The following is a 19,678-nucleotide window of genomic DNA, read 5'->3' on the forward strand; positions in this document are numbered from 1 at the left end:
TCTTTTTTTTATATTAGACCCATTGATAATCATATAGACTTAAAATTTGAAAAAATAAATATCTTGAAACAAGGAATCTTGGACTCCTTGCAGAAATAAAAAAACTTAAATTATTGAACACATCTATTGCTTGAACTTATCTTGCTTCTTTAATTTTTTATTATTAGAACTTTTATTATCAGCAGTATCTCCAAAAATGTCCCTAAAAAATCCAACTTCCAATTCTTTTGAAAATACATTTTTTAAAATAATCATCACTACAGGCCCAATTAAAAATCCAATTACTCCAAAAATTTTAAATCCTGAATACATTGAAATCAAGGTAATTAAAGGATGAACTCCTAGATTTTGACTTACTAATTTTGGTTCCATCATTTGTCTTACTGATAGAACAAATAAATAAATTATTATTAGGGCAACTCCTAACTTTATGTCTGATAATGCAAAGGAAATCACTGCCCAAGGAATTAGGACTGTTCCTGCTCCTAAAATTGGTAATGCGTCAATTAAACAGATAATTATGGACATTAGTAGGGGATAAGGCACATTTAATCCTAAAAATGACAATAAATTTAGGCATATTAGAAGTTCAAAGAAACAAATTGTCATCAGAATAATTTGCGCCTTGATATAGGAACCAAGAACTGTAAACATATCTGTTTTTATATTGAAAACTTTATCTAGCCAAGATTTTGGAAACTGATGCTCTAAAAAAACTACAATTTCATCTTTGTCAAGGCTAATAAAGAAAGTTGCTAAAATTGTAATACAGATATATAAAATAACAGTTGGGATTGATGTAATAAAATTGATTAAACCTTTTATAAAAGTTCCGAGCTTTGCAGAACCTGTGGAAATAAAAGCATTTATCGTATCATTTACTTGCTTTGTAAAGCCTGATGGGAAATTTCCCAAATAGGCATAAACTTTTCCCATGCCGTCAGTCCAAAGTTTTTGCATCATTTCACTGTAGCTGTTAAGATTTTGAGATAATTTATAAATTTCACTTATTAGTTTTAGTGATCCCCAGCCGATAATTCCAAAAAATATTAGTAAAAATGATACAATTGAAATTATCGTTGAAAGTTTTTTTGAAAGTTTCAGCTTATTTTGTAAAAATCGTGTAAATGGCCGTGCTAATATTGAAAAAAATAGCGCTATTGTAAATGGAAATAAAAATATCCCCAATTTAAATGCTAAAAATACGACTATTAAAATTAAGGCAATATACACGAGAAAATACAGTTTTTTAAAGTCAAAATTTTTGTAACTTGCCATATTGTAATTCTCCTTTTTTATTTTAATATAAAGCATAAAAAATTAATTTAAAACAGAACTTAAAACTATAATATATTTGATTTATAAAAAAAACAAGATTTTTCAATAATTAATTTCAGATTATAATTATATTTTATAAAAAGTAAGATTTTTGCTTATTTTAAAATGAAATTTTAGTATTAGTTTTAAATAGTTCAATATAAAAATAATTTGGGTATATTATATAATAAATATGATAAATTGTAAATCCATAATTTTTTAATTTTTACATTTATGGTATATAAATTTGAGAACTGCTATTCAGACTTTAGGAAGATTTATAAAGAATTGGCATATATATTGAATTGTGGCTTAATTTATGATAATATATTAGATATAGATTACAGAATTATGAGGAGGAAATAATGTATAAAGTTTTAGTTGGTGAATATATTGATGATGAAGCGGTTGCTGGGCTGCAAAAGGCTAGAGATGTAAAAGTTGATGTGAAAGTGGGAATTTCACGGGAAGAAATTTTAAAAATAATTCATGAATATGATGCTTTGATTGTGAGAAGCGTTATAAAAGTAGACAAGGAATTGCTGGATAAGGCTAAAAATTTGAAAATAGTAGGGCGTGCTGGAAACGGGACAGATAATATAAATATTCCAGAAGCGACTGCACACGGTGTAATTGTGGCGAATACTCCAGACAGTAACACGGTTTCAGCTTGTGAAATTGCGATTGGGCTTATGATTGCTTCTGCGAGAAATATTGTTGCGGCAAATAATTTTATTAAAAGTGGAAAATGGGAAAGAGAAATTTTTGTTGGGAATGAATTGTTTGAAAAAACATTGGGAATTATCGGACTTGGAAGAATTGGTGGATTGGTTGCTACAAGAATGAAGGCATTTGGAATGAAACTTGTTGCCTATGATCCGTATATTTCAGATGAAAGATTTAAGAGATACGGCTGTGAAAAGGCTAAAACGCTTGATGAGTTAATGGAAAAGGCGGATGTGATAACTATCCATACTCCTAAAACTAAGGAAACTTTGGATATGATAAACGCTGAAAATATTCACAAGTTAAAGGATGGGGTAAGACTTGTAAATGCAGCACGTGGAGGACTTTTTAACGAAGAAGCTGTGGCAGAAGGATTAAGAAATGGAAAAATCGCAAGTTTTGGATATGATGTACATTCTGTTGAACCACGTTCAGAATGTGTTTTATATGAATTTGACAATGTGGTTACAACTCCACACATTGGAGCAACAACTTATGAAGCACAGCGAAATGTTGGAACTCAGGTTGTAAAGCAGGTATTGAATGGACTTCGTGGAGAAATAGTTGAAACAGCTGTGAATTTGCCTGCAATTGGAAGAGAAGAATTTTTAATTGTAAAACCATATATAAATCTAGCTGAAAAATTAGGAAAAATTTATTTCCAAATTGAAAAAACTCCAATTACAAATGTTTCCGTTAATTATTATGGAGAAATTGCAGAACAAGAAACAGCTCTTGTAGATTCAACTGCAATTAAAGGAATTTTAGAGCCTGTACTAAAGGAAGAAGTAAACTACATTAATTCAAAGCCATTGGCTGAAAAAAGAGGAATTAATATTTCAATAAATAAAAAAGATCATAAATATAAAAATTATTCTTCAGCAATAGAATTTGTAATAACAAATGAAGAAGGTAAAAAAATCTACGTTGTTGGAACAATCGGAATGAATAATGAAGAAAGAATTGTAAGTATAAAAAATCATGATGTGGATATGGCAATTTCTGACAATATGATTTATTTAGGGAATGAAGATGTCCCAGGAGTTATCGGAGCTGTAGGAGCAACTTTAGGAAAAGAAAATATAAATATTGCTACAATGAACGTTGGTAGACGTGAAAATAGCGCAATTATGCTTTTAACAGTAGATAGTGAGGTTGGAAGAAGAGCATTGAAGGCACTACGAGAATTGAGTCAAATAAAATGGGCTCATTACTTGGATTTGACAATATAGTATTTTTTGAAAGTTGATAATTAACAAATGGATGTAAGTAAGTATTTGAAGGAATTGAAAAAATTAATAAAGAAGGTAGATTTTTTAAATTATTTGAAAATAATTTTTTTGACAGTATCAATAGTGTTGTCTAAAAATAATTTATTTTTTATAACAAATGCAGGTTTAATATTTTCTATTTTAAATTCTTTTGTAAAAAAAGAAAATGATAAATTTGGAAATAAATTTGTTTTTGATTTTGAAATTTTTATTTTCCAAAGCATCACTTTATTTTATTTGAATAGACAGACATTATTAATGGGAATAAAATTATTCGACATTGAATATTTTTCAAAAGTTATACTAAATGCAAGATATTTAAACGGAGAACTTCTGTTTTTTATACTATTTGGTCTGCTATATATATTTATAAGAAAAAAGAGCAAGGCATACAAGTATTATATTTGTATAATAGTTTTATATTTCTGTTTATTTGAAGATATATTTCATACAGGATTTTCATTATTAGGAATAAATTATTGGATAGGTTTATTATTTATTTTTGTAAATATAATATTTTTACCTACATTTATTGATTTTGTAATTATTTCATTAGCTGTGTTGTATTTTATGAAAGATAATAAAAATTATAAAGTTATGTATTTATTATTAATATTTTGTTGTATTTTTAGATTGAGCCTTGCTGCAAGGCTATTCTTATAGAAATTATGATGATAAAAAGAAAGGAATAAAGATGGGTTTAAAATTTAAGGTAAAAGTGCCGGGGACATCGGCCAATATTGGTGTAGGTTATGATTGTTTAGGAGTTGCATTGGATTATTTTTTGGAACTCGAAGTAGAAGAAAGCAATAAAATTGAATTTTTGGAAAATGGAAAGCCATTTTCAATTCCGATTGAGGACAATTTAATTTTTGAAGCGATAAAATATACAGAAAAATATTTAGTAAAAAATATTCCAAGCTATAAAGTAAATATTGTGAGAAATGATATTCCAATTTCACGTGGACTTGGAAGCAGTTCATCGGCTATCGTTGCTGGAATTTTGATTGCAAATAAATTTGCGGGAGATGTGCTGGATATTAACGAAGTAGCAAAACTTGCTGTGGAAATGGAAGGGCATCCTGACAATGTAGTGCCTGCAATTTTCGGAGGAATGGTACTTACTGCTCACGACAAGGAAAACCTTGTTTACAGTTCGCTAATAAGTTCTGATGATTTATGCTTTTATGTAATGATTCCAAATTTTAAATTATCTACAGAAAAAGCAAGAAGTGTCTTGCCAAAAATGTACCTAGTTTCTGATGCAATAAACAACATCTCAAAACTAGGATTACTTGTAAATGCTTTTAACAAAGGAGAATACGACAACTTACGTTTTCTTTTAGGTGACAAAATCCACCAGCCTTACAGATTTGCATTAATAAACAATTCAGAAAAAATCTTTGAAGCATCTAAAAAACATGGTGCGTTGGGAGAATATATAAGCGGTGCAGGTCCAACTTTAATTTCATTAAATTACGATAATGATGAATTTTTAGAAAATATGAAAAAGGAACTTGCAGAATTATCAGATAATTGGACTATCGAGAAGAAGAAGATAAATTTAAAGGGTGCGGAGGTTTATTAGAAACTATACAAACTTAGAATTTAATAAAATAAATATCCTGAGCTGTTAATTTTTCTTTGTTATTAGAAAATAGTATAAATTAATTCGAGGAGAGATTATCATGGCTATAATTGTAAAAAAAGGTGAATTAGCAAAAATAAATAAAGGAATGGCACAAAAAGGCTTGGCTGAAAGATGTACTTATACAGTAAAAGAATTTCCGAAAAGCAATCTTTTAAAAAAGGCTGAAGAAGCCTTGAATAAAATATTTTCATCTATGAAGTAAAATTATTGAAAGTAAATTTGAAGAAAAATACTAAATTACAAAAGTTATTTTTATAAATTTTCTAGCAAGGGGTCAAGACCCCTTGTCAATAAATAAAATGTAAATTCTGTTTTTTAGTATAAGTCTAGTGTTAGTATCTTTTTATTTAGGAGAATAAATTTTGATAATAATTTTTTAAAAAAATTTTGAAAAATCAAAAAAATGTGGTACAATAAGTTTGTAGTAAAAATTCCTACCACTACTAAAAATTAAAAAAGCAGGGAAAAACCTATTCAAAGCCAATAAATATGCACGTTAGGAGTTACGGAAAATGCAACAAAAACAGCAAAAAATGATAAAAATTAAGCCAAAAAATACGATTTTAATGTCTGAAAAAATCTCTGTAATACTGATAAATAAAGGATTTTCTCAAAAGTACGGGTTAAAGTAAGTTATCCATTAAAACAAGGATTGAAACATAACACTAACCTCCTTTAAAAAATAATTTAGATAAGTTAAAGTAAGTTATCCATTAAAACAAGGATTGAAACCTAATATATAACATAAGTGTATTTTATTTATCTAATAAGTTAAAGTAAGTTATCCATTAAAACAAGGATTAAAAAACAACAACTTTTTTATAAGGTTGTTTTTTTTGTTAGGAAATAAAATAGGGGGTTGAAAAAAAAGTAAAAATATGTTATTATAATTATAGAAAATAATTTTAGGTAGAGAGTGGGTTAGCCCACTCTTTAGTTTTAGATATGAGGTGTAATTTTATGGAACAGATTTTAAATGAGTTTGAGAAGAAAATCGAATCGCATTTAAAGGAAATGAATCTGGAGTTGGCAGATTTGGAATATGTGAGGGATGGGGGATATAATTATTTGAGAGTGTATGTGGAGAAAATGGATGGGACTACAACGCTTGATGATTGTATTGATTTTAGCCGTGAGATTGATGGGATTGCGGATGACTTGATTGAGGAGAAGTTTTTTCTGGAGGTTTCTACACCTGGGGTTGAGCGTAGATTGAGAAAGCCTAAGGATTTTGTGAGATTTTCGGGAGAGAGAATTAACGTCCAGGCTAAGAACAATATTGAAGGGGCGAAGAAATTTATAGGAAAATTGGAAAAATTTGAGAATGATACGGTTTTTCTTTTGGATGATAAATTGGGGAAAATAGTGGAAATACCACTTTCTAAATTAAAAAAGGCAAATTTAATATATGAATTACCAAATGGCATATTAAATAGTGAGGAGGAATGATGAAAGGGCGAGATCAAAAAATATTTTTGGAAGCACTTGATGAACTTGAAAAGGAAAAGGGAATTTTAAAGGAAGAATTGCTGGAAACAATAGAAACTGCATTGCTTGCGGCTTATAAGAAAAATTATGGTGAAAAGGATAATGTAAAAGTAACTATAAATAGAAATAGCGGAGATGTGAAGGTTTATTCACAAAGACTGATTGTGGAAAATGTAGAAAATCCTGAAGAGGAAATTAGTCTGGAAGATGCAATTTCTGTGAAAAAACGTGCTAAGCTGGGAGATATTCTGGATTTTGAAATTAATGCGGAAAGTTTTAAGAGAAATGCGATTCAGAATGCAAAGCAGATTGTTGTGCAAAAGGTTAGAGAGTGTGAAAAAAGAAATATTTTTAATAAGTTTAAGGAAATTGAAAATTCAATTGTGTCTGCAAATGTTAGAAAGACAGATGAAAAGGGGAATTTATACGTTGATATAAATGGACTTGAAGCGATTGTGCCGCAAAAGGAATTGTCGCCAACGGATAAATTTGTGCAAGGGGACAGAATTAAGATATTTATTGGAGAAGTTGAGGAGGCAACTAAGTTTACAAAAACTTTTGTTTCTAGAAAATCTGAAGAATTGCTGCGTGGGCTATTGGAACTTGAAGTGCCTGAAATTTATGAAGGTATAATTGAGATTAAGAATATTGCAAGAGAAGCTGGAAGCCGTTCTAAAGTGGCAGTTTATTCAGATGATAAGAATTTGGATGTAAAGGGTGCCTGCATTGGACGAAATGGTATGAGAATTCAAACTATTATTGATGAACTGCAAGGGGAAAAGATTGATATTGTGCTTTGGAATGAAGATGTTAAGGAATTTGTAAAAAATGCTTTAAATCCAGCGCAAGTTTTGTCTGTAGAAGTTGTTGAGGAAGGCGAAGATAATCTGAAAGTTGCAAAAGTAGTAGTTGCTGAAAATCAGTTGTCGCTTGCGATTGGTAAAAAAGGACAAAATTCAAGACTTGCGGCAAGATTGTGCGGTGTAAAGATTGACATTCATACAAAATCAGATGAAGTGGCTGAAAGTGATGAAGATGAACTTGAAGAAGGAAGTGCATTTCAAGATACTTTAGATGAAAGGGAAAATGCTGAAAAGAATAGCGACTCATTTGAAGTTGAAGAAAGTGCATTTGCAGGACTTGGCGAAGATAAGGAATAGAAATGGGACAATTAGACGGCTGTAAAAGTGAAATGCTATGATTAGGAAATTAAGTTTTTTTGTTAGAAAATTGAAAATAAAAAGATTAAAAATTTCGTTAATGACTTTTACAAGTGGTTAAAATTGTATCGAACAAGGAGGTAATTGGAAAGTTTGGATACAGTTGATGAAAAAAAATTAGAAAATAAAGAAAAAAGCAAGCCTGAAAGAATGTGTGTCTGCTGCAGAAGGAAGGGTGAAAAATCTGAATTTTTTAGAATTTCTGAGCAGAATGGAAAATACATTTTTGACAGGGAAATGAAAGTGCAGGCAAGAGGGTTTTATGTTTGTAAAACTAATGAATGTGTTGAAAGGCTTTCAAAAAATAGGAAATATAACATTGAAATTGAGCAGCTTGTAAAAATGCTGGAGCAAATAAAATGTGAAAAAAAAATATAATTGATATTTTAAAGCCGATGAAAAATTCTGAATATTTTGTTTTTGGGATTGATGAAACGATTGATGGAGTGAAAAAGGGAAAAGTGAAACTTTTGATAATTCCTTGGGATATAAAGGCGAAATATATTGAAGAATTTGAAAAATTGAAGGAAAATTTTAATTTTGAGATTATATTTGTTGAAAAAAAAGAGGAATTGATAAGGCTTTTTTCAAGAGATGTCAATGTTGTCGGTATTTTTAATAAAAAGGTAATAAAGGGAATATTGAGCAAAGTGGAGGTGATGAACGGATGAAAGTGCATGAATTAGCAAAGGAAAATGGTTTTACGGCATCTAAGTTTATGGAGGAAATCCGAAAATTTGGAATTGATAAAAAACATCACATGAATGTGCTAAGTGGCGAAGAAGTTGACTTGATAAGGAAAAAACTTCAGAAGGATGTTCAGAATCAAAGTCAAAGTGATGGCAGTAAAACTGAAAATCTGAATAGAAATGAAGAAAAAGCAGCAAAATTTGCTGCAAAAAAAGAAAATGACCATCCAGATAGTCAAAAAAACAGTAATGCTGAACATAGTAAAATTAATAATGAAAATAAAAATATTAATGAAAATTACGAAAAATTTAAACAACCATTGGAAAAAGATATTAAGCTAAATGCAGAAAAAAAATCAGATGGCATTAATAAAGGTAATCTGAATAACATAAAAAATTTAGATAATAATAAAAATCAAAAATTTGAAAAATCAAATAGATTAGATAAAAACGAAAATAAAAAGAAAATGGAGATGAAAGTTAATTTGAGTAATCAGAATAATAAGCAAAATGAAATAAATAAAGATAAGCAAAATTATCAAAATAGAGATAACCGTGACAATAGGGAAAACGGAACGAGAAACTTCCAAAATAGAGATAATCGAAATAAAGATGGATTTAAGCGAGAAGGAAGAGAAAATAACTTTAGAAAAGATAACAAAAGTTTTAATAAGGATGGAAATAATCAGTCGAGAGATAATCGAGATAACAGAAGTTTCCAAAAACGTGATAATAGGGATAACCGTGACAATAGAGAAAACGGGACAAGAAACTTCCAAAATAGAGACAATCGAAATAAAGATGGATTTAAGCGAGAAGGAAGAGAAAATAACTTTAGAAAAGATAATAGAAATTTTAATAGGGACGGAAATAACCAGTCGAGAGATAATCGAGATAACAGAGGTTTCCAAAATAGAGATAACCGTGACAATAGGGAAAACGGGACAAGAAACTTTAGAGATAGACAGGATAACAGAGGATTTTCCGATAGAGGCGGATTTAATAGAGATAGAGATGACTTCAGAAAAGATAATAGAAATAACTTTTCTGGCGGAAGAAAAGATGTGCAGACTGAAATTCCAGCGGCAACAGTTACTGAAAAGGGAAAAGCTGGTGGAAAAGGAAAAGGAAAATTTGAAAAGAAAAAATACGAAAAGAATAGAAGAGACAGGGAACAGCATGAAAAAGAACTTCGTTCTGATTTTAGAAAGGATGACAAAAAGAAAAAGAAAAATAAAAAACATGAAAAAGTTGTCAAGGATGAAATTATCAGAATTGAAGGAGAGAGCATAGGAATGATAACAATTGGAGATGAAATTGTTATTAAAGATCTGGCTGAAAAACTGGGAATTAATGTTTCTGACATAATTAAAAAGTTCTTTATGGAAGGGAAATTGCTTACGGCAAATGCAATTTTGTCTTTTGAAGAGGCTGAAGAAGTGGCGCTTGACTATGAAGTAATCGTGGAAAAGGAAGAAGTCGAAGAAGTCAGTTATGGTGAAAAATACCATCTTGAACAGGAAGATAAGGAAGATGAGCTTATTACAAGAGCACCTGTTATTACAATTATGGGGCACGTTGACCATGGTAAGACTTCGTTACTTGATGCGCTTAGACATACAAATGTAATTGGTGATGAAGCTGGAGGAATTACACAAAAAATTGGTGCCTACCAAGTAAACTGGAAGGGACAAAGAATTACGTTTATTGATACTCCAGGGCATGAGGCGTTTACTGAAATGAGGGCTCGTGGAGCTAATATTACGGATATTTCTATTTTGATTGTGGCGGCTGATGATGGAGTAAAACCTCAAACTGTAGAAGCTATTTCGCATGCTAAGGAAGCTGGAGTTCCAATAATTGTTGCAATTAATAAAATTGATAAGCCTGGGGCTGATCCGATGAAAGTTAGAACGGAATTGACTGAATATGGATTGATGGCGCCTGACTGGGGTGGAAATACAGAATTTGTTGAAATTTCTGCAAAGAAAAAAATTAATTTGGAAGAACTTCTTGAAACAATATTGATTACTGCAGAACTTGAAGAATTGAAGGCTAATCCTAATAAACGTCCTAAAGCGGTTGTTGTAGAATCAAGACTGGATCCTAAAATGGGGGCAGTTGCCGATGTGCTCGTACAGGAAGGAACGCTTAAAATTGGAGATGTGTTTGTAGCTGGGGAATCTCATGGTAGAGTTCGTTCTATGCTTGATGACAGAGGTAAAAAGATAAATAAGGCAATTATTTCGCAACCTGTGGAAATTACAGGATTTAATGTTGTGCCAAATGCAGGAGATATTCTGTATGGTGTAGAAAGCGATAAACAGGCTAAGAAAATTGTAGAAGACTTTATTAGAGAAAGAAAAGTAAATGAACAAAACAAGAAAAAACATATTTCACTGGAAAGTTTGTCACAGGAATTGGAAGAACAAGAATTAAAAGAATTGAAATGTATTATAAGAGCCGATTCTAAAGGGTCTGTTGAAGCATTGAGGGAATCGCTTGAAAAACTTAATACGGAAAAAGTTGTTGTTAATGTAATTCAAGGAAGTGCTGGAGCGGTAACTGAAGGGGACGTAAAACTTGCAGAAGCATCAAATGCAATTATAATAGCATTTAACGTACGTCCAACAACGCCTGCTAGAATTATTGCTGAAAAGACTGGAGTAGAAATTAGAAACTACAACGTAATTTACCATGCAACTGAAGAAATTGAAAAAGCGATGAAGGGAATGCTTGATCCTGAGTTTAAGGAAGTTTACTTTGGAAGAATTGAAGTTAAGCAAGTATTTAAGGTATCAAATGTTGGAAATGTCGCTGGAGCCGCTGTTGTTGACGGAAAAGTTACAAAAGACTCTAAAATCCGTGTAATTCGTGATGGAATTATTATTTTTGACGGGGAATTAGGTTCGCTGAAACGGTTTAAAGATGATGTAAAAGAAGTTGTAATGGGACAAGAATGTGGAATTGGTATCCAGGACTTTAATGATATTAAGGCTGGGGATATTATTGAATCATACATTATGGAAGAAATCCCAAGATAACGAAAATAGGTGATAATTTTATGAATGATAGAAGAAAAAAAGGACTGGAAAAAGAAATTTCAAGAATTGTTGGAATGACGCTTTTGACAGAAATAAAAAATGAAAAAATAAGAAATCTTGTTACAATTCACAAGGTAGAGCTTACAAAGGATGGAAGATATCTTGATTTGACATTTTCAATACTTGATTTGAATGATAATGTGAATAAAGAAAAAATCGCTGAAGATTTGAACAAGTTAAAGGGATTTTTTAGAAAAAAAATTGGGTCGCAATTAACAGTCAGATTTGTTCCAGAAGTGAGAATTCATTTGGATGACAGTGTTGAATATGGTGTGAAGATAGCTTCAATATTAAGTGAAATAAAAAAAGAAAATAGTGATACTGAATAGAACGAAGATGCAAAATGGCTTTAAAATCAGGATTTCTAAAAAGTAATTGAATAGATATGTTCAATAGCATAAGTTTTTTTATCTATACAACGGGATTATTTGTTTTATTAAATTCTGAACTTGTATAGAATTCATTGTTGAATATGAAAAATTCTGATTTTAAGGTGTTTGACTATACAAAAAAAGGAAGCGATTAATCTTGTAATGAAATGGGAATTAAAAAGCTATGATAAAAATTATTTGGTATCAAAAAGTTCTGAATTTGGTGAGAGCAAATTAATTTCAAGACTTCTTTTAAATCGGGGAATTAACACGAAGGAAAAAGTGCAGAAATTTTTAAATTCAGATAAAAAGGACATTCATAACCCATTTTTGTTTGAAGATATGGAAAATGCCGTTAAGAGAATCCAAAAAGCGGGTAAAAATAAAGAGAAAATTATAATTTACGGGGACTATGACGTTGATGGAATTTCTGGGGTGGCATATTTGGTAATAATGCTAAGAAGACTGGGGCTGAATGTGGATTATTACATTCCGAATCGGGTTCATAAGGGAACTGGGATAAATAAGCATGTTCTGTCATTTTTGAAAAAATGGGATGCGAAATTGTTTATAACGGTTGATACATCTATAAATAATCTTGAGGAAATGATGCTTCTGAAAGATAGAGGAATTGATATAATTATAACGGATCATCACAGAAAAACAGGCATTTCTGAAAATGAGGAAAAAAATCTTGGAGTTCTTACGATAAATCCAAAAAGCAGTAAAAATTATCCAAATAAATTTTTATCCGGCTCTGGAGTAGCATTTAAACTTGCAGATGCGGTTTATGAAGCTTATGGTGCGAATAAAAAGATATTGTATGATTATCTGGATATTATAATGATTGGGACAGTTGCAGATGTTGTGCCGATGACTGATGAAAATAGATTTATCATAAAAAAAGGGTTAAATAATCTAAAAAAAACGAAAATAAAAGGTTTGAAGTATATTATTAACTATTTAAAGATAAATCCGAAAAATATAACGACTAGCGATATTGGATTTTTTGTAGCACCAATTTTTAATGCGCTTGGGAGAATTGATAATTCAAAAATTGTTGTAAATTTCTTTATTCAAGAGGATGATTTTAAACTTTTCTCAATAATTGAAGAAATGAAGCGTGCGAATAAAATCAGGCGTTATTTGGAAAATGAGATTTATAACGAACTGGAGGAAAAAATACAGCGTCTGGAACGCCCAAAGTATATTTTTATGAAAAGTAGAAAATGGCATTCTGGAGTAATTGGTGTTGTATGTTCAAGAATTTCCATAAAATATAATATTCCAGTAATTCTGGTTTCAATAAAAAATGGATATGGAAAGGCATCTTGCAGAAGCATTGAAGGAATTAATATTTTTGATATTTTAAAAAGTGTTTCAGATAAGCTGGAGCGGTTTGGAGGGCATGATTTGGCGGCAGGGTTTCTTGTATCTGAAAAATATTTGGGTGAAATAGAAAGGCATTTGCGAAATAAGCTTGCCAGAAAAAATAGAGAGAATGTTCAAAAAGTGCTTTATATTGATGCTTGGCTGAATATTGAAAATTTGAATAAGAGAAGACTTCATGATATAAACAGGCTTTCACCGTTTGGGCTGGATAATCAAGAGCCTAACTTTATGGATGCTGATGTGAGTTTTTTGAATTTGACAAAGTTTGGGATAAATAATAGGCATTTTAAGGGATTTGTTAAAAAAAATAACCGTATTATATCGGTAATTGGATACAATTTAGGACATAAATTAAAAACAAATAATTTTTATAAGAAAAAGTTTAAAATAGTTTATACTCCGATATTTAAGTCTGTTCATTCAGATTTGTTTATCGAGTTGAAAATAAAGGATTTTAAATAATTAAATTAATTAATATAAATTATATATAACAAAAAAATTTTAGGAGGAATTAAAGAAATGGCAGTAAAAAAATTAAATGAAACAACTTATGAAGTATCAGCAGTTAGGGAAGGAGAAGAATTAAAGCACTTAAAAGATCACGTTTTAGTACATTTTAAAGATGCAAAAGTTGACGGATTCCGTCCAGGACATGTACCTGCAAAAGTTATTGAAAGTAAATTCAAAAAGGAAATTGAAGGGGAAATCCTAAATCATATTATTTCTGATGAATATAGAAAAGCAGTTGCAGAAAATGAATTAAAACCAATTGCTGATATTAAACTTGAAAAATATGAAAATAATGATGATAAAGTGGAAGTTGTATTTACAATTCCTGTATTACCTGCATTTGAATTAGGACAATATAAAGGTGTGGAAGTAGAAAAGGAAAATGTAGAAGTTACAGATGAAACTGTAAATGAAGAAATTGAAAGATTAAGAGAAAGCGCTGCAAAATTAAAAGAAATTGCAGAAGATGAAGAAGCTAAAAATGATGATGTTGTAAACATTAACTTTGAAGGATTTATAGATGGGGAAGCCTTTGATGGAGGAAAAGCCGAAGGATATGACTTGACATTAGGTTCTCACAGTTTTATTGACACTTTTGAAGATCAAATTGCAGGACACAAAAAAGGGGATGAGTTTGATGTAAACGTTACTTTCCCTGAAAATTATGGAGCTGCAAACTTGTCTGGAAAACCAGCTTTATTTAAAGTAAAAGTAAACTCAATCAAGAGAAAAGAAGAAGCTGAATTAAATGATGACTTGGCAAAAGAATTAGGATTTGATTCAGTTGAAGATATGTATGCTAAAACTAGAGAAAATATTACAAAAAGAGAAGAAACAAGAGCTGAAAATGAATTTAAGAACAAAGTTGTAGAAGCAGTAGTAAATGCAACAGAAGTTGAAATTCCAGAAGCATTAGTTCAAAGGGAAATTGACTATCAAATCAACAGATTTGCGCAACAATTGCAAATGCAAGGAATTAACTTGAATCAATATTTCCAAATGACTGGACAAACAATGGATTCAATGAGGGAAAATGCAAAGGAAAATGCTGAAAAAGCTGTGAAAACAGAATTAGTATTGGCTGAAATTGCAAAAGCTGAAGAAATTAAAGCAACTGATGAAGAAGTATCAAAAGAAATTGAAAAATTGGCTGCAATGTACGGACTTGAAAAAGATGCATTGATCGCTGATGTAAGAAAAAATGGAAACTATGAAAGATTTATTGACGAAACAAACTACAGATTAGTAAATCAAAAAACAATTGATTTATTAGTAAATGAAGCAAAAGTTAAATAGTAATTTTTGAAAAATTGTGAATTGAAAAGAATATTTTGATTTTAGAAGAATTTTGTGATAAAATAGTTTATTGCGAAATTCTTTTTCTCTATTTGATAGTAAATGAGAAAGAATAAAAACAAGAAATGAAAGAAAAAATTGACAGAAAGAGGAGGAAATAATATGTCAGTATATAGTCCAGTAGTTATTGAAAATGATGGACGTGGGGAAAGAAGCTATGATATTTATTCAAGACTTTTGAAGGATAGAATAATTTTTGTAAGCGGAGAAGTTGAAGATGGGATGGCAAATGCGATTGTTGCACAGCTGCTGTTCCTGGATGCGCAGGATAATGAAAAGGATATTGTTATGTATATAAATAGCCCAGGTGGAGTAATTACAGCTGGACTTGCGATTTATGATACAATGCGTCATATTAAAAGTGATGTATCTACAGTTTGTGTAGGTCAGGCGGCAAGTATGGGAGCGGTATTATTAGCAGCAGGAGCTAAAGGGAAAAGATATTCGTTACCAAATTCAAGAATAATGATTCATCAGCCATTAGGTGGTGCAAGAGGGCAAGCGACAGATATTCAGATTCAAGCAAAAGAAATTGAAAGAATGAAGGAAATTACAAGTAAAATTTTATCAGAAGCAACTGGAAAATCAGTCGAAGAAATTTATGCGGATACTGAAAGAGATAATTTTATGTCACCAGAAGAAGCTGTAAATTATGGATTAATTGATAAGATATTGTAATTATTTATGATTTAAATTGTAGAAAAAACGAGGTGAAAAATATTGGCAAAGAAAAAAAATTACTGTTCATTTTGTGGAAGAGAAGAAGATGAAGTGGAAAGACTGGTACAGAGTCCAGAAGAGGATGATGTATTTATTTGTAATGAGTGTATAGAAGACAGTGCGGAGTTATTGGACAGTTTTAGAGAATATGATAAAAATGAGCAGAATAGGGAAATTACGTTGTTAAAGCCTAAGGAAATAAAGGCTAAACTTGATGAATATATTATCGGACAGGAACAGCCTAAAAAAGTTTTATCTGTGGCGGTTTATAATCATTTTAAGAGAATAACGCATAAACAGCAGAAAAAAACAGATGATGATGTGGAGCTTCAAAAATCCAATGTGCTGCTAGTAGGGCCTACTGGAAGTGGGAAAACTTTGCTTGCACAGACATTAGCAAAAACATTGAATGTGCCTTTGGCGATTGCGGATGCGACAACATTGACGGAAGCTGGATATGTTGGGGATGATGTGGAAAATGTGCTTTTGAAGTTGATAAAGGCTGCAGATTATGATATTGAAACAGCAGAACATGGGATTATTTATATTGATGAAATTGATAAAATTGCGAGAAAGTCGGAAAATATGTCAATTACAAGGGATGTTTCTGGAGAAGGAGTTCAGCAGGCACTGCTTAAAATTATTGAAGGGACTGTTGCGAGTGTGCCGCCTCAAGGTGGGAGAAAACATCCAAATCAGGAAATGATTGAAATTAATACGAAGGATATTTTATTTATTGTTGGTGGAGCATTTGAAGGGCTGGAAGCGAAAGTTAAAGATAGAGTTAATGAAAAGAGGGTTGGATTTGGGCTGGAAACAAATAAAACTAAATTGGATGACTTGACTTTATTTGAAAATGTATTGCCTGAAGATTTGATAAAATTTGGGTTAATTCCAGAGTTAATTGGGCGGCTGCCTGTAATTACAGCGCTTCATGGGCTTGATGAAGAGGCTATGATAAAAATATTGACAGAGCCTAAAAATTCGCTTGTTAAACAATATAAAAAATATTTTGAGATGGAAAATGTGGATTTGGAATTTGATAAGGATGCGATTGTTGAGATTGCACAGCTGGCACTTAAGAGAAAAATTGGAGCGAGAGGGCTTCGTTCAATTATTGAAAGTGTTATGACTGACTTGATGTATGAAATTCCATCAAAAGACAATGTTAAGAAAGTGATAATTACGAAGGAAGCTGTTACAGATAAGAATAAAGTGATTGTCGAATAGTAAAATTATTTGAATTATTTAAAAATATACAGAAAACATAAATTATTGAATATGAATTGTATTTATTATAATTTAAAAGAAATCTAGATTTAGTATAAAATATGAAAGGAGAAATTATGCAAAATAAACCGTTTATAGCTACAAGAGAATTAGTTGTATTTCCAGGCGTTGTAACTCCGATTTTTATCGGAAGGCAGTCAAGCCTGAAAAGTCTTGAAGAAGCAGTTGCAAGATTTGATAATAAGCTGATTCTTACGTCGCAAAAGGATGCGAATATAGAAGAGCCGAAATTTCCAGAAGATGTTTATGAAACTGGAGTTTTAGTTCACATTATACAAACAGTAAAAATGCCAAATGGAAATGTAAAAGTGCTTGTTGAAGCTAAGCATAGAGTTCTTATCAATCAGTTTTCAAAAGATGAAAATGGCATTATTTATGCTGAATATGAAGAAATCTTTTCAAAGCCAATTGATGAAAGTAAAGCTGAGGCTTTGAAGCGTAAAGTTATTGATGAATTTTCAAAATATGCAAAGAAAACTAATAAAGTGTTGCCTGATATTATTTATAATATAAAGGAAATTAGCAGCATTGACAAAGTTTTTGATTTGATCTGCACTAATCTTATGATTGCGACAGATGTGAAGCAAGGGCTTCTTGAAACGCTGGATGTGGAAGAAAGAGCCTATAAGATTTTAAGCATACTTGAAAGAGAAATTGAAATCTTTATGCTTGAAAGAGAAATTGAAAATCGTGTGAAGGAACAGATGGCAGAAGTTCAGAAAAACTATTATTTACGTGAAAAAATTAAGGTAATGCGTGAAGAAATGGGAGAAGGAACGGATTCTGACGAGGAATTGGAAGAACTTGATCAAAGAGTAAAGGATGCTAAAATTCCTCAGGATTTGAAGGATAAATTGGTAAAAGAACTCTCAAGAATGAAGAAAATGCCTGATTTTTCTGCAGAATCTTCAGTAATTAGAACATATATTGAAACTGTGCTTGAATTACCTTGGGAAGTTTCTACTAACGATGAAATTGATATAAAGAAAGCTGAAAAAATTCTGAACGAAGATCATTACGGATTGGAAGAAGTAAAAGAAAGAATTTTAGAATTTTTGGCAATAAAAAAATTAAACAATACATTAAAAGGTTCGATTATCTGTCTTGTAGGGCCTCCAGGTGTGGGTAAAACATCACTTGCACATTCGGTAGCCCGTGCAATGAACAGAAAATTTACAAGAATCTCGCTTGGTGGAGTAAGAGATGAGGCTGAAATTCGTGGACATAGAAGAACTTATGTAGGAGCAATGCCTGGAAGAATTATAAATTCATTGAAACAGGTTGGAGTGAATAATCCTGTAATGCTGTTTGATGAAATTGATAAAATGGCTTCTGACTTTAGAGGAGATCCTGCTTCAGCAATGCTGGAAGTATTAGATCCTGCACAAAATAACTCATTTGAAGACCATTACATTGATCATACTTTTGACTTGTCAAATGTATTTTTCATTTGTACAGCAAATGATTTGGGTGGAATTCCAGGACCACTTCGTGACAGAATGGAAATTATTTCAATCGAGTCATACACAGAATTTGAAAAATTAAATATTGCTAAAAAATATTTAATTCCTCAAACACAGGAAGAAAATGGATTAAAAGAATTTAAAATTTCATTTTCTGATAAAGCAGTCATGAAAATTATAAACGAATACACAAGAGAAGCTGGAGTTAGAAATTTACGAAGAGAAATTGGTAAATTATTTAGAAAAATAGCAAAGGAAATACTTTTATCAAAATCTGACAGCAAGAAAATCTCTGTTTCTGAGGCAAAAGTCAAAAAATATTTGGGAAATGCTAAATTCAGAATTGATAAAGTTAAAGAAAAAGAAGGTAAAATCGGTGTTGTAAATGGACTTGCATGGACAGCGGTTGGAGGAACAACTCTGGAAGTGCAGGCGGTAAAAATGGAAGGGAAAGGTGTGCTGCAGCTTACTGGGAAGCTGGGAGATGTAATGAAGGAATCAGCTAGAGTGGCATATTCTTATGTACGGCACATAAAAAATGAACTTGGAATAAAAGAAAAATTCAATGAAACAACAGATGTTCACTTACACTTTCCTGAAGGAGCAGTACCAAAAGACGGACCATCAGCAGGAATAACAATTACAACAGCAATAATTTCAGTATTGACTAATAAGGAAGTTAGACAAGATGTGGCAATGACTGGAGAAATTACGATTACTGGAGAAGTTCTGGCAGTTGGCGGAATTAAAGAAAAGGTAATCGGAGCTCATAGAGTTGGAATAAGAGATGTTGTGCTTCCTTTTGATAACAAAGTTGATACAGAGGAACTTCCAAAGGAAATTGCAGATCAGATGAAATTTTATTTTGCAAAAACGTATGATGATGTGAAAAAGATTGTTTTTGTGGATAAGAAAGATTCAGAAAAGAAAAAAGAAGCAAAGAAAAGCAAGACTGCAAAAGAAAAATAATAAAAAGATAATTATTTAAAAAATACGATGAATTTTATTAGGATGATTGATTTTATCATCCTAATTTTTTAATTTATTTTTTATTGCAAGGAGTTCAAAGCCCCTTGTTAAATAGAGGTTATAATAAATCCATTGCTCTAA

16 protein-coding genes and 1 CRISPR repeat array are annotated in these 19,678 nt (G+C 31.0%); of the genes, 15 read left to right on the plus strand and 1 reads right to left on the minus strand.

From position 1 onward, the window contains the following. Window positions 1-123: 123 nt before the first annotated feature. Window positions 124-1,278, minus strand: a complete 1,155-nt coding sequence (gene ytvI / locus HW276_RS05525) for a sporulation integral membrane protein YtvI (RefSeq protein WP_178937718.1) — start codon at window positions 1,276-1,278, stop codon at window positions 124-126. A gap of 404 nt (window positions 1,279-1,682) precedes the next feature. Between ytvI and serA the strand changes: the two genes are divergently transcribed. From serA to lon, 15 genes are all read left to right on the plus strand, one after another. After that, on the plus strand, window positions 1,683-3,275 hold the full coding sequence (gene serA / locus HW276_RS05530) for a phosphoglycerate dehydrogenase (protein ID WP_178937719.1): 1,593 nt from the start codon (window positions 1,683-1,685) through the stop codon (window positions 3,273-3,275). A 27-nt stretch (window positions 3,276-3,302) separates the two neighbouring features. Beyond that, window positions 3,303-3,977 carry a hypothetical protein gene (locus HW276_RS05535; RefSeq protein ID WP_178937720.1) on the plus strand — a complete coding sequence of 225 codons (675 nt, stop codon included), beginning with the start codon at window positions 3,303-3,305 and terminating at the stop codon, window positions 3,975-3,977. A 31-nt stretch (window positions 3,978-4,008) separates the two neighbouring features. Next, complete coding sequence (gene thrB, locus HW276_RS05540; RefSeq protein WP_178937721.1) at window positions 4,009-4,902, plus strand: homoserine kinase; 894 nt, start codon at window positions 4,009-4,011, stop codon at window positions 4,900-4,902. 100 nt (window positions 4,903-5,002) lie between these two features. Then, window positions 5,003-5,167 carry a hypothetical protein gene (locus tag HW276_RS05545; protein ID WP_178937722.1) on the plus strand — a complete coding sequence of 55 codons (165 nt, stop codon included), beginning with the start codon at window positions 5,003-5,005 and terminating at the stop codon, window positions 5,165-5,167. Window positions 5,168-5,587: 420 nt separating this feature from the next. Then, window positions 5,588-5,778: direct repeats of the CRISPR family, unit length 32 nt; unit sequence GTTAAAGTAAGTTATCCATTAAAACAAGGATT. Window positions 5,779-5,925: 147 nt separating this feature from the next. Continuing rightward, window positions 5,926-6,414 (plus strand): ribosome maturation factor RimP, encoded by a 489-nt coding sequence (gene rimP, locus HW276_RS05550; RefSeq protein ID WP_178937723.1) that lies wholly within the window; start codon window positions 5,926-5,928, stop codon window positions 6,412-6,414. Continuing rightward, window positions 6,414-7,613 (plus strand): transcription termination factor NusA, encoded by a 1,200-nt coding sequence (gene nusA / locus HW276_RS05555; RefSeq protein WP_178937724.1) that lies wholly within the window; start codon window positions 6,414-6,416, stop codon window positions 7,611-7,613. The genes rimP and nusA overlap by 1 nt, the downstream gene beginning before the upstream one ends. Window positions 7,614-7,757: 144 nt before the next feature. After that, on the plus strand, window positions 7,758-8,051 hold the full coding sequence (locus HW276_RS11770; RefSeq protein WP_255460346.1) for a YlxR family protein: 294 nt from the start codon (window positions 7,758-7,760) through the stop codon (window positions 8,049-8,051). Between the two features lie 17 nt (window positions 8,052-8,068). Beyond that, window positions 8,069-8,344 (plus strand): hypothetical protein, encoded by a 276-nt coding sequence (locus tag HW276_RS11775; protein ID WP_255460347.1) that lies wholly within the window; start codon window positions 8,069-8,071, stop codon window positions 8,342-8,344. Continuing rightward, on the plus strand, window positions 8,341-11,406 hold the full coding sequence (gene infB, locus HW276_RS05565; protein WP_178937725.1) for a translation initiation factor IF-2: 3,066 nt from the start codon (window positions 8,341-8,343) through the stop codon (window positions 11,404-11,406). Before HW276_RS11775 ends, infB begins: the two co-directional genes overlap by 4 nt. Before the next feature lie 20 nt (window positions 11,407-11,426). Beyond that, window positions 11,427-11,795: a 30S ribosome-binding factor RbfA gene (rbfA, locus tag HW276_RS05570; protein ID WP_147003538.1), complete on the plus strand. Its 369-nt coding sequence runs from the start codon at window positions 11,427-11,429 to the stop codon at window positions 11,793-11,795. A gap of 204 nt (window positions 11,796-11,999) precedes the next feature. Next, window positions 12,000-13,691 carry a single-stranded-DNA-specific exonuclease RecJ gene (recJ, locus tag HW276_RS05575; RefSeq protein ID WP_178937726.1) on the plus strand — a complete coding sequence of 564 codons (1,692 nt, stop codon included), beginning with the start codon at window positions 12,000-12,002 and terminating at the stop codon, window positions 13,689-13,691. 57 nt (window positions 13,692-13,748) lie between these two features. Beyond that, on the plus strand, window positions 13,749-15,035 hold the full coding sequence (tig, locus tag HW276_RS05580; RefSeq protein ID WP_178937727.1) for a trigger factor: 1,287 nt from the start codon (window positions 13,749-13,751) through the stop codon (window positions 15,033-15,035). A 162-nt stretch (window positions 15,036-15,197) separates the two neighbouring features. Then, window positions 15,198-15,773, plus strand: coding sequence for an ATP-dependent Clp endopeptidase proteolytic subunit ClpP (clpP, locus tag HW276_RS05585; RefSeq protein ID WP_060917922.1), 576 nt, complete (start codon window positions 15,198-15,200; stop codon window positions 15,771-15,773). A gap of 42 nt (window positions 15,774-15,815) precedes the next feature. Beyond that, entirely contained in the window at window positions 15,816-17,045 is a 1,230-nt protein-coding gene (gene clpX, locus HW276_RS05590; RefSeq protein WP_060917923.1) for an ATP-dependent Clp protease ATP-binding subunit ClpX, read from the plus strand. A 116-nt stretch (window positions 17,046-17,161) separates the two neighbouring features. Continuing rightward, window positions 17,162-19,537, plus strand: a complete 2,376-nt coding sequence (gene lon, locus HW276_RS05595; RefSeq protein WP_178937728.1) for an endopeptidase La — start codon at window positions 17,162-17,164, stop codon at window positions 19,535-19,537. Window positions 19,538-19,678 lie beyond the last annotated feature (141 nt).

This window comes from Leptotrichia sp. oral taxon 417 (genome assembly GCF_013394865.1).
Taxonomy (GTDB): domain Bacteria; phylum Fusobacteriota; class Fusobacteriia; order Fusobacteriales; family Leptotrichiaceae; genus Leptotrichia; species Leptotrichia wadei_A.

Bases quoted from the DNA above. Each gene is read 5' to 3' on its own strand.
- ytvI (WP_178937718.1), bottom strand. From the start codon at position 1,278: ATGGCAAGTTACAAAAATTTTGACTTTAAAAAACTGTATTTTCTCGTG.
- serA (WP_178937719.1), top strand. From the start codon at position 1,683: ATGTATAAAGTTTTAGTTGGTGAATATATTGATGATGAAGCGGTTGCT.
- HW276_RS05535 (WP_178937720.1), top strand. From the start codon at position 3,303: ATGGATGTAAGTAAGTATTTGAAGGAATTGAAAAAATTAATAAAGAAG.
- thrB (WP_178937721.1), top strand. From the start codon at position 4,009: ATGGGTTTAAAATTTAAGGTAAAAGTGCCGGGGACATCGGCCAATATT.
- HW276_RS05545 (WP_178937722.1), top strand. From the start codon at position 5,003: ATGGCTATAATTGTAAAAAAAGGTGAATTAGCAAAAATAAATAAAGGA.
- rimP (WP_178937723.1), top strand. From the start codon at position 5,926: ATGGAACAGATTTTAAATGAGTTTGAGAAGAAAATCGAATCGCATTTA.
- nusA (WP_178937724.1), top strand. From the start codon at position 6,414: ATGAAAGGGCGAGATCAAAAAATATTTTTGGAAGCACTTGATGAACTT.
- HW276_RS11775 (WP_255460347.1), top strand. From the start codon at position 8,069: ATGAAAAATTCTGAATATTTTGTTTTTGGGATTGATGAAACGATTGAT.
- infB (WP_178937725.1), top strand. From the start codon at position 8,341: ATGAAAGTGCATGAATTAGCAAAGGAAAATGGTTTTACGGCATCTAAG.
- rbfA (WP_147003538.1), top strand. From the start codon at position 11,427: ATGAATGATAGAAGAAAAAAAGGACTGGAAAAAGAAATTTCAAGAATT.
- recJ (WP_178937726.1), top strand. From the start codon at position 12,000: ATGAAATGGGAATTAAAAAGCTATGATAAAAATTATTTGGTATCAAAA.
- tig (WP_178937727.1), top strand. From the start codon at position 13,749: ATGGCAGTAAAAAAATTAAATGAAACAACTTATGAAGTATCAGCAGTT.
- clpP (WP_060917922.1), top strand. From the start codon at position 15,198: ATGTCAGTATATAGTCCAGTAGTTATTGAAAATGATGGACGTGGGGAA.
- lon (WP_178937728.1), top strand. From the start codon at position 17,162: ATGCAAAATAAACCGTTTATAGCTACAAGAGAATTAGTTGTATTTCCA.